This is a genomic window from Kitasatospora sp. NPDC050463 (assembly GCF_040655255.1).
GTDB lineage: Bacteria > Actinomycetota > Actinomycetes > Streptomycetales > Streptomycetaceae > Kitasatospora.
Genome location: NZ_JBFAJO010000087.1, coordinates 1 through 14,586, shown reverse-complemented (window position 1 = coordinate 14,586; position 14,586 = coordinate 1). Strand labels below are relative to the sequence as shown.

Genomic DNA, 14,586 nt, shown 5'->3' with positions numbered 1-14,586 from the left:
TCACGCAAGGAGATGTGCCCCCGTGGCCGAGCTGTTCTACGAAGACGACGCCGACCTGTCCATCATCCAGGGCCGCAAGGTCGCGGTCATCGGCTACGGCAGCCAGGGCCACGCCCACGCGCTGTCCCTGCGCGACTCGGGTGCCGACGTCCGGGTCGGCCTGAAGGCCGACTCGAAGTCCCGCGCCAAGGCGGAGGAGGCCGGCCTGCGCGTCGTCACCCCGGCCGAGGCGGCGGCCGAGGCCGACGTCATCATGATCCTGGTGCCGGACCCGATCCAGTCCGACGTCTACGCCGAGTCCATCGCGCCGCACCTGAAGGCGGGCGACGCCCTGTTCTTCGGCCACGGCCTGAACATCCGCTTCGGCTTCATCAAGCCGCCGGCCGACGTCGACGTCTGCATGGTCGCCCCGAAGGGCCCGGGCCACCTGGTCCGCCGCCAGTACGAGGAGGGCCGCGGCGTCCCCGCGATCGTCGCCGTCGAGCAGGACGCCTCCGGCAAGGCCCTCGAACTCGCGCTGTCCTACGCCAAGGGCATCGGCGCCACCAAGGCCGGCGTCATCAAGACCACCTTCACCGAGGAGACCGAGACCGACCTGTTCGGTGAGCAGGCCGTCCTCTGCGGTGGCACCGCCGCCCTGGTGAAGGCCGGGTTCGAGACCCTGGTCGAGGCCGGTTACCAGCCGGAGATCGCCTACTTCGAGTGCCTGCACGAGCTGAAGCTCATCGTCGACCTGATGTACGAGGGCGGCCTGGAGAAGATGCGCTGGTCGGTCTCCGAGACCGCCGAGTGGGGCGACTACGTCACGGGCCCCCGCATCATCACCGACGCCACCAAGGCCGAGATGAAGAAGGTCCTCGCCGAGATCCAGGACGGCACCTTCGCCAACACCTGGATCGCCGAGTACAAGGCCGGTCTGCCCAAGTACAACGAGTACAAGAAGGCCGACGAGGACCACCTGCTGGAGACCACCGGCAAGAAGCTCCGCAAGCTGATGAGCTGGGTCAAGGAAGAGGCCTGATCCTCCGGGCCCGCCCCGGTTTTGGCGCTGTCCGATTCTGAAGGGCCCTTGTACAACTAGGCTGCTCCCGTCCGGGTGATTTCGCCGGACGGGAGCAGCCTGGCACCCAGCCCGTCGATACACTTCCGAGTGCGCGTCAGGCCCACAGCGTCGTGCGTCTACCTACGCGGCATGCCACCTTCCCCCCGCCTTCCACGCCACCTACGTGCCGGGGAGAACCGGACAGTTAAGGACCACTGTCGTGAGCACTGTGACCAAGACCGCCGTTGTACTGATCGCCGAAGAGCTGTCCCCCGCCACCGTCGACGCCCTCGGCCCCGACTTCGAGATCCGCCACTGCAACGGCGCGGACCGCACCGAGCTGCTGACCGCGATCGCCGATGTGGACGCCATCCTGATCCGCTCCGCCACCAAGGTGGACGCCGAGGCGCTGGCCGCCGCCCGCAAGCTCAAGGTGGTCGCCCGGGCCGGCGTCGGCCTGGACAACGTGGACGTCTCCGCGGCCACCAAGGCCGGCGTGATGGTCGTCAACGCGCCGACCTCCAACATCGTCACCGCCGCCGAGCTGGCCTGCGGCCTGCTGATCTCGGTCGCCCGCAACATCGCGCCGGCCAACGCCGCGCTGAAGCAGGGCGAGTGGAAGCGCAACAAGTACACCGGTGTCGAGCTGAGCGAGAAGGTCCTCGGCGTCGTCGGCCTCGGCCGGATCGGTGTGCTGGTCGCCCAGCGGATGTCCGCGTTCGGCATGCAGATCGTCGCGTACGACCCCTACATCCAGGCCGCCCGCGCCGCGCAGATGGGCGTCAAGCTGGTCTCGCTGGAAGAGCTGCTGGAGATCTCGGACTTCATCACCGTCCACCTCCCGAAGACTCCGGAGACCATCGGCCTGATCGGCGACGAGGCCCTGCACAAGGTCAAGCCGACCGTGCGCATCGTCAACGCCGCCCGCGGCGGCATCGTGGACGAGGCCGCGCTGGCGAGCGCCCTGCGCGACGGCCGGGTGGCCGGTGCCGGCCTGGACGTCTACGCCAAGGAGCCGTGCACCGACTCCCCGTTGTTCGGCTTCGACAACGTGGTCGCCACCCCGCACCTGGGCGCCTCCACCGACGAGGCGCAGGAGAAGGCCGGCATCGCGGTCGCCAAGTCCGTGCGCCTGGCGCTGGCCGGCGAGCTCGTCCCGGACGCCGTCAACGTCCAGGGCGGCGTGATCGCCGAGGACGTCCGCCCGGGCCTGCCGCTGGCCGAGCGGCTCGGCCGGATCTTCACCGCGCTGGCCGGCGAGGTGGCCGTCCGGCTCGACGTCGAGGTCCGCGGCGAGATCACCCAGCACGACGTGAAGGTGCTCGAACTGTCCGCCCTCAAGGGCGTGTTCGAGGACGTGGTGGCGGAGACGGTGTCCTACGTCAACGCCCCGCTGTTCGCCCAGGAGCGCGGTGTCGAGGTACGCCTGACCACCTCCAGCGAGAGCCTTGAGCACCGCAACGTGATCACCGTTCGTGGCACCCTGGCGGACGGCGGCGAGATCGCCATCTCCGGCACCCTGGCCGGCCCGAAGCAGACCCAGAAGATCGTCGGCGTGGACGCCTTCGACGTGGACGTGGCGCTCACCGACCACATGGCGTTCTTCAAGTACGAGGACCGCCCGGGCGTGGTCGGTGTCCTCGGGCGCCACCTCGGCGACGCCGGCATCAACATCGCCGGCATGCAGGTGGCCCGCGACGGCAGCGGCGCGCTCGCCTCCCTCACCGTGGACACCCAGATCCCGCAGGAGGTGCTCTCGGCGATCGCGGCCGAGATCGGCGCCCGCTTCGCCCGCTCGGTCGACCTGGGCGCCTAAGAGCCCGCGCCGGGGCTCCGAGCCCCGGCAGCCGTTCCGGCAGGGCCCGGACCACCGCACGCCGGTGGTCCGGGCCCTGTCGCATTTCGGGCCGGATCGGCGCTCCGGGTGACCCCCGTCTCAGATACTAGGAAATCCAAGTATTCGTGCAGACAGGGCAGGGCCCGGGTCGTACCGTGGAAGAGCCATACGGTGCGCCGCCCCTGTAGCCAGGGAGTTCGGCCCGTGTGCGCCCGTACGCCGAGGGCGGGCGATCCCCGCCCGGCGTGCCCCCCGCTCCGCCGTGACCCTTCTGGCGACCCGCTTCGCGCGGCACCCCCTCTCCCCACCCTCTGTGCCCTCCTCGGCGCAATCGTTTCAAGGAGCCCGGTATGCCCTCCACCGCAGACCGCCACGCCACTCCCGCCCCCGCGGCCACCACCGCCCGGACGCCGCGCCGCCGCCGTGCGGCCGAGCGGCCCCCGTTCGCCGCCGCCGCCCTGCAGCGTGCGCTGGACCGCCGTGACAACGGCGGCGTGACCGGTCACCTCTGAGCGGTCACCTCTGAGCGGTCGCCTCCGAGTGGTGCGCCTCCGAGTGGTGCGCCTCTGGGCGGTTCGTCTCTGGGCGGGCCACCGCCGGGCCGGTCGCCGCTGGGCCGACCGGCCCCCCTCGGGTACCGGCGTTCATCCGCCGAATGGGCCGTACGGCCTGACGCCGCGTCACTCCGACGAGTGCACGTGGCGCCCGTTGGAGGGAAGTTGCTCGCACTGCCCGGCGCGATCATCCTAATTTGGGGCCCCGGAAGGGTGATCGGCGTCCGCGCGGGCGGGCGTCAGCGGCACGGCGTGCGGATCAGTTCCCCTTGCCGGGGGAGAGGGCCCAGTGCGTCAGCCACCCGTCCGTCGTCCGATCGCCCGGATCGGCCTCACCCTGGCCCTGTTGGCGGGGCCGGCGCTGTTCACCGCCGCCCCGGCGGCCGGCAGCCCACCGACGGCCGCGCCACCCGGCGCCGCCCGCCGGGCCTCCGTCCTGCTGGAGCTCGGTACCGAGGCCGCCGGTCCGGCCTGGCGGCAGGCGGCCGCCGAGGCCCGGCGCGCCCGGCGCTCCCCGGAGGCCGTCCGCCAGGAGGCCGCGCGGGCCGGAGCCGGCCAGCGGGCCCGGGCGTCCGGCGCCCTCGACCGGCTGGCCGAGGCCGTCCACGAAGCCGCGCCCACCGCCCGGGAGCTCTACCGCACCCGCACCCTGCTCACCGGCCTCGCCGTCACCGTGCCCGCCGACCGGCTGCCCGCCCTGCGCACGCTGCCGGGCGTCCGTGCCGTCCACCCGATCGTGCGCAAGCAGCGGGACAACGCGCACTCCGTGCCGCTGACCGGCGCACCGCAGGTCTGGGGCGCGGCGGCCGGTGACGCCGGGGACGGCAACACCGGCCAGGGTGTGCGGATCGGCATCATCGACAGCGGCGTCGACTACACCCACGCGGACTTCGGCGGCCCCGGCACCGAAGAGGCGTTCAAGGCCGTGGACGGCGCCCGGCCCGCGCCCGCCGGACTCTTCCCCAACGCCAAGGTGGCCGGCGGCCGCGACCTGGTCGGCGACGACTACAACCCGGACCCGGCCTCCCCGCACCACCAGCCCGACCCGCACCCGGACGACAACCCGATCGACTGCGCGCTCAACGGCCACGGCACGCATGTCGCCGGCACCGCCGCCGGGTTCGGTGTCACCACCGACGGCCACACCTACACCGGCCCCTACCGGCCCGGCCTCGACCCGGCCGGCTTCGCGGTGGGCCCCGGCGCCGCGCCCGGCGCCCAGCTGTACGCGATCCGGGTGTTCGGCTGCGACGGCGCCACCGACCAGCTCGCCCAGGCACTCGACCTGGCCGCCGACCCGGACGGCGACGGCGACCTCGGCGACCGGCTCGACGTCGTCAACCTCTCCCTCGGCAGCCGCTTCGGCTCCACCGACGACGCCGACGCGATCGCCGTCGACCACCTCTCCGAACTGGGCACCGTGGTGGTCGCGGCGGCCGGCAACGAGGGCGACGTCCACGCCATCGGCGGCAGCCCCGGCACCGCCGCCCGGGCCATCGCCGTCGCCGCCTCGGTCGATCCGCACAGTGACGCCGACGGCCTCACCGTGCTCGCCCCCGAGTCGCTCGCCGGGGTCGTCCCCGGGCACTGGAGCGCCCGCTACCAGGGCTGGTCCACCGCCGACGTCAGCGGTGAACTCGCCCTGCCCGTCGACCAGTCGGACGGCTGCACGGCGTTCGGCGAGGCCGACCGTCAGCGGCTCGCCGGGCGGATCGCCGTCCTCGCGTGGCGCACCCGGGAGTCCGAGCGGGCCTGCGGCTCCGGCCCGCGGGCCGACCACGCCGCCGACGCGGGCGCGATCGGCGCCCTCCTGGCCGCCGACGACGACCACCTCGCCGAGGTCTCCGGCAACGACCGCATCCCGCTCGCGCTGCTCGCCCGGGCCGACGGGGAACGGCTGCGCCAGGGTGCGGCGGCCGGCCCGGTCCGGATCCGGCTGGCGGCCCCCGGCAACCCGCTGCACGGCGTCGTCGCCCAGGACCAGCCCCAACGCACCGACACCCTCACCGACTTCACCTCGCGCGGAATCGGCGTGCCCGGCGTGGTCAAGCCCGACCTCGCGGCCCCGGGCGAGACCATCTGGTCCGCCAAGGCCGGCAGCGGCGGTGCGGGCCAGCGCGAGGACGGCACCTCGATGGCCACCCCGCACGCCGCCGGCCTGGCCGCCCTGGTCCGCGCCGCCCACCCGGACTGGACCGTCGAGCAGCTCAAGGCCGCGCTGATGAACACCGCCGGCGACACCTGGCTCGGCGACGGGGGCACCGGCCCGGTCTACGGCCCCGAACGCACCGGCGCCGGGCGGGCCCAGGTGGACCGCGCCGTCCGGACCCCCGTCGTCGCCTACGCGGCGGGCGACGGCGCGGCGGAGGGCAGCGTCGGCGTCTCCTTCGGCCCGGTGGGCGTCGACGGCCCGCTCGCCGCCGTCCGCGAGGTCGAGGTCCGCAACCTCTCTGGCGCGGCGGCGGTGTACCGCACCGGTTACGCGGCCGCCACCGAACTGCCCGGCGCCCGCTTCGAGATCGCGCCCGACCGGGTCGAGGTGCCGGCCGGCGGCACCGCCCGGGTCAGAATCACCCTCGCCGTGCCGGGCCGGCTCGGGCGCACGCCCGATCCGACCATCGACACCGAACAGGGCGGTCGGGCCCGCACCTACCGGGGCGAGCTCTCCGGTCGGCTGCTGCTCACACCCGTCGCGGACGCCGCCCTGCCCGAGCTGCGGGTCCCGCTGTTCGCCGCCCCCCGGCCGGCCTCGGACCTGAGCGCGGCGGTGCCGGTGCGCGGCACCAAGGCCGGCGCGCTGGTCGTCCTCGGCGGCACCCGGGCGCCGGCCGAGCAGCCCGGACTGCTCAGCGCCTTCGCACTGGGCGGCGAGGGCGCCCGCTGGCCCGACTGCCCGCCCGACAGCGGTGCGGCCGTCGGACCGGGGGCGGGCATCGTCCCGGAGGAGAGCACCGAACCGCAGGCCCCGCAGGACGTCTGCGTGGAGCGCCCCGGCGACCGGGCGGCCAATCTGCGCGCGGTCGGCGCGGCCTCCGACGCGCCCACCGTCGCCGACGGGGAGGGCATGCTCTACCTCGCCGCCCAGCTCTGGGCGCCCGCCGCCACCCCCGTCGGCGTCTTCGCCGTCCGGGCCTCGCTGGACACCGACGGGGACGGCGCCACCGACGTGTTCGTCAAGGCGGACCGGCAGCGCGGCAGTGACGTCCTGGTGGCCCGGGCGGTGGACGCCCGCAGCGGCGCCGAGCTGGGCGTCCAGCCGCTGAACGCCCGCTGGGGCGACACCGACACCGCGCTGCTGGACAGCGACGTCCTGGTGTTGCCGGTGCGGCTGAGCGCCCTGCCCGGGGTGACGGCCGGGCACAGCACCGTCCGCTACGGGCTCTGGACCGGCATCGCCACCACCGGGAAGCCCGACCCGGCCGAGGCCCTCTCCGCCGTCGGTCTGCGCGGCACCCGGCCGACCCTCGCCATCGACGTGCTGCACCCGGCCGTGGACGTCCGCACCGGCCCCGGCGGCCCCACCGCGGTGGCCGCCGCGCTCCCGCCGGGCACCGTCCTGGACGTCCGCCGCGTCGACGGCGACACGTCCCGGCTGCTCCTGCTCCACCACTTCAACCGGGACGGCCGGCGGGGGCAGGTCCTCGCCCTCCCCTGATCGGTGAACGCCGGAGGGTCGCCGTCCCACGGGGGCGGCGGCCCTCCGGCGTTCCCGCCCGGGCCCTACTCGCTTCCGGTCCCGCTCCCGGTCGCCGGGCCGGCGGCGGCCCGGCGTACCCGGCGCGGTGTACGGGTGGGGCGGTGGCGCAGCCGGCCGAAGACGGCCGTCAGGACGGCGACGGCGGCGGCGGCCAGCGAGAGGAGGAGGCCCTCGGTGAGGCCGGGCGGGCGGAACGAGCAGGTGATCCGTTCCGCGCCGGCGCCGAGCGGGACGCCGATCATGCCCAGCACGGCGCGCGGCGGCGCGAACCCGCCGCCGGCGACCGCGCAGGTCCACCCGGTGGTGGCGGGGGCGGCGAGCAGTGCCGTCCCCGTGCTGCCGGGCGGGAGCACGGCCGTCAGGGTGTGCCCGCCGGCCGAGACCGAGCGGGCACCGGTCAGGGTGAGCCGGGCGAGGGCGGCCTCCAGCGCACCGGGCCGCAGACAGCCGATCGGCCGGGCCGGGACCTGGGTGACGGTGTCCGCGCGCAGCACCACCCGCACCAGGCCGTCGGCGGGCACCGGCCCGAGTTCGTGGATCGGCGCGGCGGTGGTCGGCTGCTCGCCGTCGCTGCGGTACGTCGTACCGAGGCCGCTCACCGTGCCGTCGAACCAGACCCCGTGGAAGTAGGCGGTGCCGCCCGGGGTGCAGGCCGCCGTGAACGCGGTGCCGTCCTCGCCGGCCGGGGTGGCGGGGACGGACCAGCCGCTGCTGCCGTGCGCCGCGGGCGCCGGGCCGCCGGCCGGGACGGGCTCGGGGGCGTCGTACACCCGGCTGCCGAGCAGGGACTCCTGCCGGGACCAGACCGAGGAGGGATCCGGGACGGCGCCGGCCGGGAGCACGGTGACCAGTGGGGGAGCGGCGGAGCGGACGACGGTGAAGCCGTCCGGCGGCGGCCCGTCGGCGAGGTGGGTCCGGACGGCGAACAGGGCCCGCCCGACCGGGTCGGTGACGCTCTGCGTCAGCCGGCCGCCGGCGGACCAGCCGGCACCCAGGTCGTGCAGCAGCAGCGCGGTGACGGCGGGCAGGTAGCCGCTGGAGTAGCCGCCGCCCTGGCCGTCGAGCAGCAGCGGGTCGTTCGGGCCGAAGGAGTGCGGCCCGGGGTCGCTCCGGCCGCGGGGCCAGTCGGCGGACTGCCGCAGCGCCGCGTGGGCGGCCCGGACGGCGCCGCCGGAGGCCGTCCCGGCGGCCGGGACACCCAGCGCGGCGTACGCCGACCACACCGCGCCGCCGAGTACCACGCCGCCCAGTACCGCGGTGGCGGCGGTGGCCGCCCGCCGGTCGGTGTGCCGGCGCTCCAGCGTCCAGAGGGCGGTGAGCAGCACCGCGCCGCCGGCCGCGAGCAGCACCCAGGTGGACACCCGCACCGAGCGCTGCCCCGCCGCGAGCCCGGCCACCAGGACGACCACCGCGGCGCCGCCGAGCAGCGTCGGCGCGTCCGGCCGGTGTGCCAGCGAGACCCAGCCGGCCAGCACCAGCAGCCCGCTGAGCACGAAGGCCACCCGGTACGGGCCGCCGGCCGGGATGGCCAGGCCGTGCCAGACCAGCACGGTGGGAGTCCAGACGAAGCTCAGCACCACCAGCGCCAGCAGCCCGCACCAGACGATCCGCTCCCGGGCCCGTACCCGCCGGTTGAACGGCAGCCCGGCGACCAGCAGCAGGCCCAGCAGGCCGATCGAGACGTCCGGCAGCGGCCGGCCGCTCTGGGTGCCGGGCAGCAGCTGGGCCAGGTGCCCGCCCAGCCCGGACGGGCCGAGCGGCTGGACGGGGGACTCGGGCTGGGCCTCCTGGGAGGCGCGGACGGCGACGAAGAGCACGGGCGCAGCGATCAGTACCCCGACGCCGGCCGCGGTGACCGCCCGCCCGGTCACCCGGACCACCGCCTTGACCGGCCGCCGGACGGCCGCCAGCCGTACCGCCAGCACCAGGCCGGCCGTGATGGTGGCCATCGCGGCGGTGTAGAGGTTGCCCGCCCAGGCGACGGCGACGCAGAGGGTGCCGGCCACCCAGCGCCGCTCGTGCAGGCACCAGTCGCCGGCCAGTACCAGCAGCGGCAGCGAAACCAGCCCCCAGAGCCACATCGGGGCCGCCCCGCCGACGGCCGGCACCCAGGCGCAGAGCCCGTAGCCGACGGCGGCGACCGCCCGCAGCCACCGCGGTCCGGCGTGCAGCCGGCCCAGCACGTGGGCCATCAGGCCGGTGCCCACGCCGATGCTGAACAGGGCCACCAGGAAGACCGCGAGCTGCCCCTGGGTGCGGGGCAGCAGCACGGTCGGCCAGGAGAACGGGTTCATCAGGTAGGCGAAGAAGTCGGCCAGGAACGGCGCCCCGTACCCGCTGTTCCAGTTGAACAGCAGGTCCCCGGCGGCCTGCCCGTGCGCGAGGTCCCACAGCTGGGCGTGGAACGGCACCGCCGTCTGTGCTGACCCGGGCGGCCAGGCTCCGCGCAGCTCGGCGGCGAGCGCGTACCCGGCCATGGCCAGGCCGCCCGCCACGGCGCAGACCGGCACCTCCCGCCGTCGCTCGGCCATGGTGATATGCCCCGTTCTGCGAGGAATGCCGGATCGGATGCAGGTGAGCATAAGCGCGCCCCCGGCGCGGGCGAGGTCTCACGCGCTCCCTCGTGGGAGGGACGTGCGGGCGAACCGCGCCGAGCAGCCCGAGAGGGCCCGTCAGGATGCCCGTACGGGACGAACCATGGCCACGGAGCCGTTACCCGGACCGGCTCCGTCCCCCGGAGAGCTCGATCCGGCCGCCCTGTCCTACGGTCCGACCGGTATCCACCACGAGCAGCCGAAGCTCGACCACCCGTTCGCGGTCGACCTCGGCCTCACCTGATCGGCCGTCCGGATAGTGGACGCGAGGTGTCACCCCCTGGGACGGCGGAGTAGGGTCCGACCATGTCTCGCACCATTCGTCTCGCAGTAGTTCCCGGTGACGGCATCGGCCAGGAAGTGGTGGCCGAAGGCCTCAAGGTCCTTGGCGCGGCGCTGCCCGCCGACGTGAAGCTGGAGACCACCGAGTACGACCTCGGCGCCCGGCGCTACCACCGCACCGGCGAGACGCTGCCGGACAGCGTGCTGGCGGAGCTGAAGTCCCACGACGCGATCCTGCTCGGCGCCATCGGTGACCCGAGCGTCCCGTCGGGCGTGCTGGAGCGCGGGCTGCTGCTGAAGCTGCGCTTCGCCTTCGACCACCACATCAACCTGCGGCCGGGCCGGCTCTTCCCGGGCGTGAAGTCGCCGCTGGCCGGCGACCCCGAGATCGACTTCGTGGTCGTCCGCGAGGGCACCGAGGGCCCGTACGTCGGCAACGGCGGCACGCTGCGCACCGGGACCGAGCACGAGGTGGCCACCGAGGTCAGCCTGAACACCGCCTACGGCATCGAGCGGGTCGTCCGGGACGCCTACCGCCGGGCCCAGGCGCGGCCGCGCAAGAAGCTCACCCTCGTCCACAAGAACAACGTGCTGGTGCACGCCGGTCACCTGTGGACCCGGATCTTCGAGCAGGTCGGCCGGGAGTTCCCCGAGGTCACCACCGACTACCTGCACGTCGACGCGGCGACCATCTTCTTCGTCACCCAGCCCGAGCGGTTCGACGTGATCGTCACCGACAACCTGTTCGGCGACATCCTGACCGACCTGGCCGCCGCCGTCACCGGTGGCATCGGCCTGGCCGCCAGCGGCAACATCAACCCGAGCGGCGACTTCCCGTCGATGTTCGAGCCCGTGCACGGCTCCGCTCCGGACATCGCGGGTCAGGGCAAGGCCGACCCGACCGCCACGGTGCTGTCGGTCGCCATGCTGCTGGAGCACCTGGGCTTCGCCGCCGAGGCGGCCGGGGTCGAGGCCGCGGTCGCGGCGGACCTGGCCGAGCGCACCGGCACCCGGACCACCTCCCAGGTCGGCGACGCGCTCGCCGCCCGAGTATCCGGGTAGCGGGCCGGATCCGACACGCGGAATCCGGCCACCAGGCCGGGTCCGACCAGCGGTGTTCCGGCCGAAGGGGCCGGGGCGCACAAGCGCACAACCGCGGCTGCCGATCCCTCTCCGGGACTGGTGGCTGTTCGGCACGGCCCTCTGGATGCGAGTATCGACAGTGGGCCGTGCCGTCGTGCGTTCGTTCGCCGAAACGTTCACCCGACGGAGGCGGCCCGGACCAACCCCACGGTGAAGGACACACAGCCATGAGCACGCCCACCCAGGCGCCCATCACGTTCGACCTCAAGCCCTCCGCGCACCCGCTGTCCGACGCGGAGCGCGAGGCCCGGCTGGCCAACCCCGGCTTCGGGCGGATCTTCACCGACCACATGGTCACCATCCGGTGGACCGAGGGCCTGGGCTGGCACGACGCCCAGCTGGCGCCGTACGCGCCGCTGGAGATCGACCCGGCGAACATGACGCTGCACTACGGGCAGTCGATCTTCGAGGGCCTCAAGGCCTACCGCCAGACCGACGGCTCGATCGCGACCTTCCGCCCGGAGGCGAACGCCGCCCGCTTCCAGGCCTCGGCCCGCCGCCTGGCGATGCCGGAGCTGCCGATCGAGACCTTCGTCGAGGCCGTCGAGCACCTGGTCCAGCAGGAGCAGAACTGGGTCCCGAACGAGCCGGAGCAGAGCCTCTACCTGCGGCCCTTCATGTTCGCCACCGAGGTCGGCCTGGGCGTGCGCCCGGCGAACTCCTACCTCTTCATGATCATCGCCTCGCCGGCCGGCGCCTACTTCTCCGGTGGCGTCAAGCCGGTCTCGGTCTGGCTCTCCGAGGACTACGTGCGCGCGGCGCCGGGCGGCACCGGCGCCGCCAAGTGCGCCGGCAACTACGCCGCCTCGCTGGTCGCCCAGGCCGAGGCCGCCGCCAAGGGCTGCGACCAGGTCGTCTGGCTCGACGCCGCCGAGCACCGGTGGATCGAGGAGATGGGCGGCATGAACCTGTACTTCGTCTTCGGCGAGGGCGAGGACGCGAAGATCGTCACCCCGGAGCTCTCCGGCGCGCTGCTGCCCGGCATCACCCGCGACTCGCTGCTCCAGCTCGCCGGCGACCTCGGCTACGCCGTCGAGGAGCGGAAGATCTCCACCGAGGAGTGGAAGCAGGGCAACGCGGACGGCACCCTCACCGAGGTCTTCGCGTGCGGCACCGCCGCCGTCATCACCCCGGTCGGCTCCGTCAAGTCCCGCGGCGGGGACTGGACCGTCGGCGCCGGCGAGCCGGGCCCGATCACCATGGAGCTGCGCCGGGCGCTGCTGGCCATCCAGGGTGGCCAGCGCCCCGACACCCACGGCTGGCTGCACAAGATCGTCTGATGCTGAACCGCCTCCGGCCTGCGCCGTTTCGGATCGCGAGACGGCCGGGCCGGAGCCCGGGCGGTGTGCCAGACTGCGAGCGTGTCCTCGCTTTCGCTGATTATTAGCAGCAGGCGCGCCGGTCCGCAGTGACCGCTTCCGCAGTACCCGACGCGGAGCGAACACCAGCGTCCAGACCCGCGCGCAGACCTCTCGCACCCGCGAGGGGTCTTTTGCTTTTTGGGCCCGCCCCGAACGGCACACCCCGGACCGGCCGGAGCCCCCACAAGGGGCCGAGCGACACCGGGCGCGCGCGGGATGCTGGACAGTGGAGCCGGATCAGAACCGGCAGAGCAGTACCAACCTCCCGGAACGGAGACCCAGGGCCATGACCCAGGCCAGCAATCGCACCGACGACAGCTTCCACGTCTTCGACACCACCCTGCGCGACGGCGCGCAGCGCGAGGGCATCAACCTCACGGTGGCCGACAAGCTGACCATCGCCCGGTACCTGGACGAGTTCGGGGTCGGCTTCATCGAGGGCGGCTGGCCCGGCGCCAACCCGCGGGACACCGAGTTCTTCGCCCGGGCCGCCGCCGAACTCGACCTCCGCAACGCCCAGCTGGTCGCCTTCGGCGCCACCCGGCGGGCCGGCGGAAAGGCCGCCGAGGACCCGCAGCTGGCCGCCCTGGTGACCTCCGGCGCGCCGGTTGTCACCCTGGTCGCCAAGGCCCACGACCGGCACGTCGAACTGGCGCTGCGCACCACGCTGGACGAGAACCTGGAGATGATCCGGGACAGCGTGGCGTACCTGCGCGCCCAGGACCGCCGGGTGTTCATCGACTGCGAGCACTTCTTCGACGGCTACAAGGCCAACCGCGCCTACGCCCTGGCCGTGGTCCGCGCCGCGCACGAGGCCGGTGCCGACGTGGTGGTGCTCTGCGACACCAACGGCGGGATGCTGCCGGCCGGCGTCCGCGACATCGTCGCCGACGTCCTCGCCGACTGCCGGACCTACAAGCCCGGCGCCCGGATCGGCATCCACGCCCAGGACGACACCGGCTGCGCCGTCGCCAACACCCTGGCCGCGGTGGACTCGGGCGCCACCCACGTGCAGTGCACCGCCAACGGCTACGGCGAGCGGGTCGGCAACGCCAACCTGTTCCCGGTGGTCGGCGCGCTGGAGATCAAGTACGACCGGCGGGTGCTGCCGCCCGGCAGCCTGGCCGAGATGACCCGGATCTCGCACGCCGTCGCCGAGGTGGTCAACCTGACCCCCTCCACCCACCAGCCGTACGTCGGCCACTCCGCCTTCGCGCACAAGGCCGGCCTGCACGCCTCCGCGATCAAGGTCGACCCGGACCTGTACCAGCACATCGACCCGGAGACGGTCGGCAACACCATGCGGATGCTGGTCTCCGACATGGCCGGCCGGGCCTCGGTCGAGCTCAAGGGCAAGGAGCTCGGCTACGACCTCTCCAGCGACCGGGACCTCGCCGGCCGGGTGGTCGCCAAGGTCAAGGAGCAGGAGAACCTCGGCTACACCTACGAGTCCGCCGACGCCTCCTTCGAACTGCTGCTCCGCGACGAGGTGCGCGGCAGCCGCGAGCGCTTCTACACCCTGGAGTCCTGGCGGACCATCAGCGAGCAGGGGCCCCAGGGCTTCGCCGGCAACGAGGCGACGGTCAAGGTCTGGGCCAAGGGCGAGCGCCGGATCGCCACCGGTGAGGGCAACGGCCCGGTCGACGCGCTGGACAAGGCGCTGCGCACCGCGCTGGAGCGGATCTACCCGCAGCTGGCCGCGCTGGACCTGGTCGACTACAAGGTCCGCATCCTGGAGGGCCAGCACGGCACCGGCTCCAAGACCCGGGTGCTGATCGAGTCCACCGACGGCACCTCCAGCTGGTCCACCGTCGGCGTGGCCGACAACGTGATCGCCGCGTCCTGGCTGGCCCTGGACGACGCCTACACCTACGGCCTGCTGCGAGCCGGTCTGGAGCCGAGCGCCGGCTGAGTCCCGCGACGGCGCGGCCCACGGACCCCCGGATCCGTGGGCCGCGCCGTTTCGGCGGCTGCCTCGTTCACCGCAGGCGGGCGAGGAGGGCGTGTTCGACGAGGGTGATGAGGGCGCTCTTGGCGCTGTCGCGTCGTCGGGCGTCGAGGGTGATGACGGGGGTG

The 14,586-nt window shown here is 74.1% G+C and carries 9 protein-coding genes and 1 pseudogene; 8 read left to right on the top strand and 2 right to left on the bottom strand.

The window, feature by feature from the left end; all coding sequences use genetic code 11:
• Window positions 1-22: 22 nt before the first annotated feature.
• From ilvC to AB0J08_RS35325, 4 genes are all read left to right on the top strand, one after another.
• Window positions 23-1,021, top strand: coding sequence for a ketol-acid reductoisomerase (ilvC, locus tag AB0J08_RS35340; RefSeq protein ID WP_360642282.1), 999 nt, complete (start codon window positions 23-25; stop codon window positions 1,019-1,021).
• Between the two features lie 250 nt (window positions 1,022-1,271).
• Complete coding sequence (serA, locus tag AB0J08_RS35335; RefSeq protein ID WP_360642301.1) at window positions 1,272-2,858, top strand: phosphoglycerate dehydrogenase; 1,587 nt, start codon at window positions 1,272-1,274, stop codon at window positions 2,856-2,858.
• A gap of 371 nt (window positions 2,859-3,229) precedes the next feature.
• Window positions 3,230-3,391, top strand: a complete 162-nt coding sequence (locus AB0J08_RS35330; RefSeq protein WP_360642306.1) for a hypothetical protein — start codon at window positions 3,230-3,232, stop codon at window positions 3,389-3,391.
• 331 nt (window positions 3,392-3,722) lie between these two features.
• A complete protein-coding gene (locus tag AB0J08_RS35325; protein ID WP_360642280.1) occupies window positions 3,723-7,088 on the top strand; it encodes a S8 family serine peptidase in 3,366 nt (1,121 codons plus the stop codon).
• A gap of 65 nt (window positions 7,089-7,153) precedes the next feature.
• Here the strand turns inward: AB0J08_RS35325 and AB0J08_RS35320 are convergent, their stop codons facing one another.
• Window positions 7,154-9,661 carry a YfhO family protein gene (locus AB0J08_RS35320; protein WP_360642278.1) on the bottom strand — a complete coding sequence of 836 codons (2,508 nt, stop codon included), beginning with the start codon at window positions 9,659-9,661 and terminating at the stop codon, window positions 7,154-7,156.
• Between the two features lie 166 nt (window positions 9,662-9,827).
• Between AB0J08_RS35320 and AB0J08_RS35315 the strand changes: the two genes are divergently transcribed.
• From AB0J08_RS35315 to cimA, 4 genes are all read left to right on the top strand, one after another.
• On the top strand, window positions 9,828-9,968 hold the full coding sequence (locus tag AB0J08_RS35315; protein ID WP_360642276.1) for a hypothetical protein: 141 nt from the start codon (window positions 9,828-9,830) through the stop codon (window positions 9,966-9,968).
• Between the two features lie 62 nt (window positions 9,969-10,030).
• Window positions 10,031-11,068, top strand: coding sequence for a 3-isopropylmalate dehydrogenase (locus AB0J08_RS35310; protein WP_360642274.1), 1,038 nt, complete (start codon window positions 10,031-10,033; stop codon window positions 11,066-11,068).
• A gap of 248 nt (window positions 11,069-11,316) precedes the next feature.
• Window positions 11,317-12,429 carry a branched-chain amino acid aminotransferase gene (locus tag AB0J08_RS35305; RefSeq protein WP_360642272.1) on the top strand — a complete coding sequence of 371 codons (1,113 nt, stop codon included), beginning with the start codon at window positions 11,317-11,319 and terminating at the stop codon, window positions 12,427-12,429.
• A gap of 367 nt (window positions 12,430-12,796) precedes the next feature.
• The gene (gene cimA / locus AB0J08_RS35300) at window positions 12,797-14,422 is read left to right on the top strand and encodes a citramalate synthase (RefSeq protein ID WP_360642270.1); all 1,626 of its coding nucleotides are present in this window, start codon (window positions 12,797-12,799) and stop codon (window positions 14,420-14,422) included.
• A 67-nt stretch (window positions 14,423-14,489) separates the two neighbouring features.
• On the opposite strand, the pseudogene AB0J08_RS35295 reads toward cimA, so the two are convergent.
• Window positions 14,490-14,586, bottom strand: a pseudogene (locus AB0J08_RS35295) (ATP-binding protein); the annotation flags it as partial.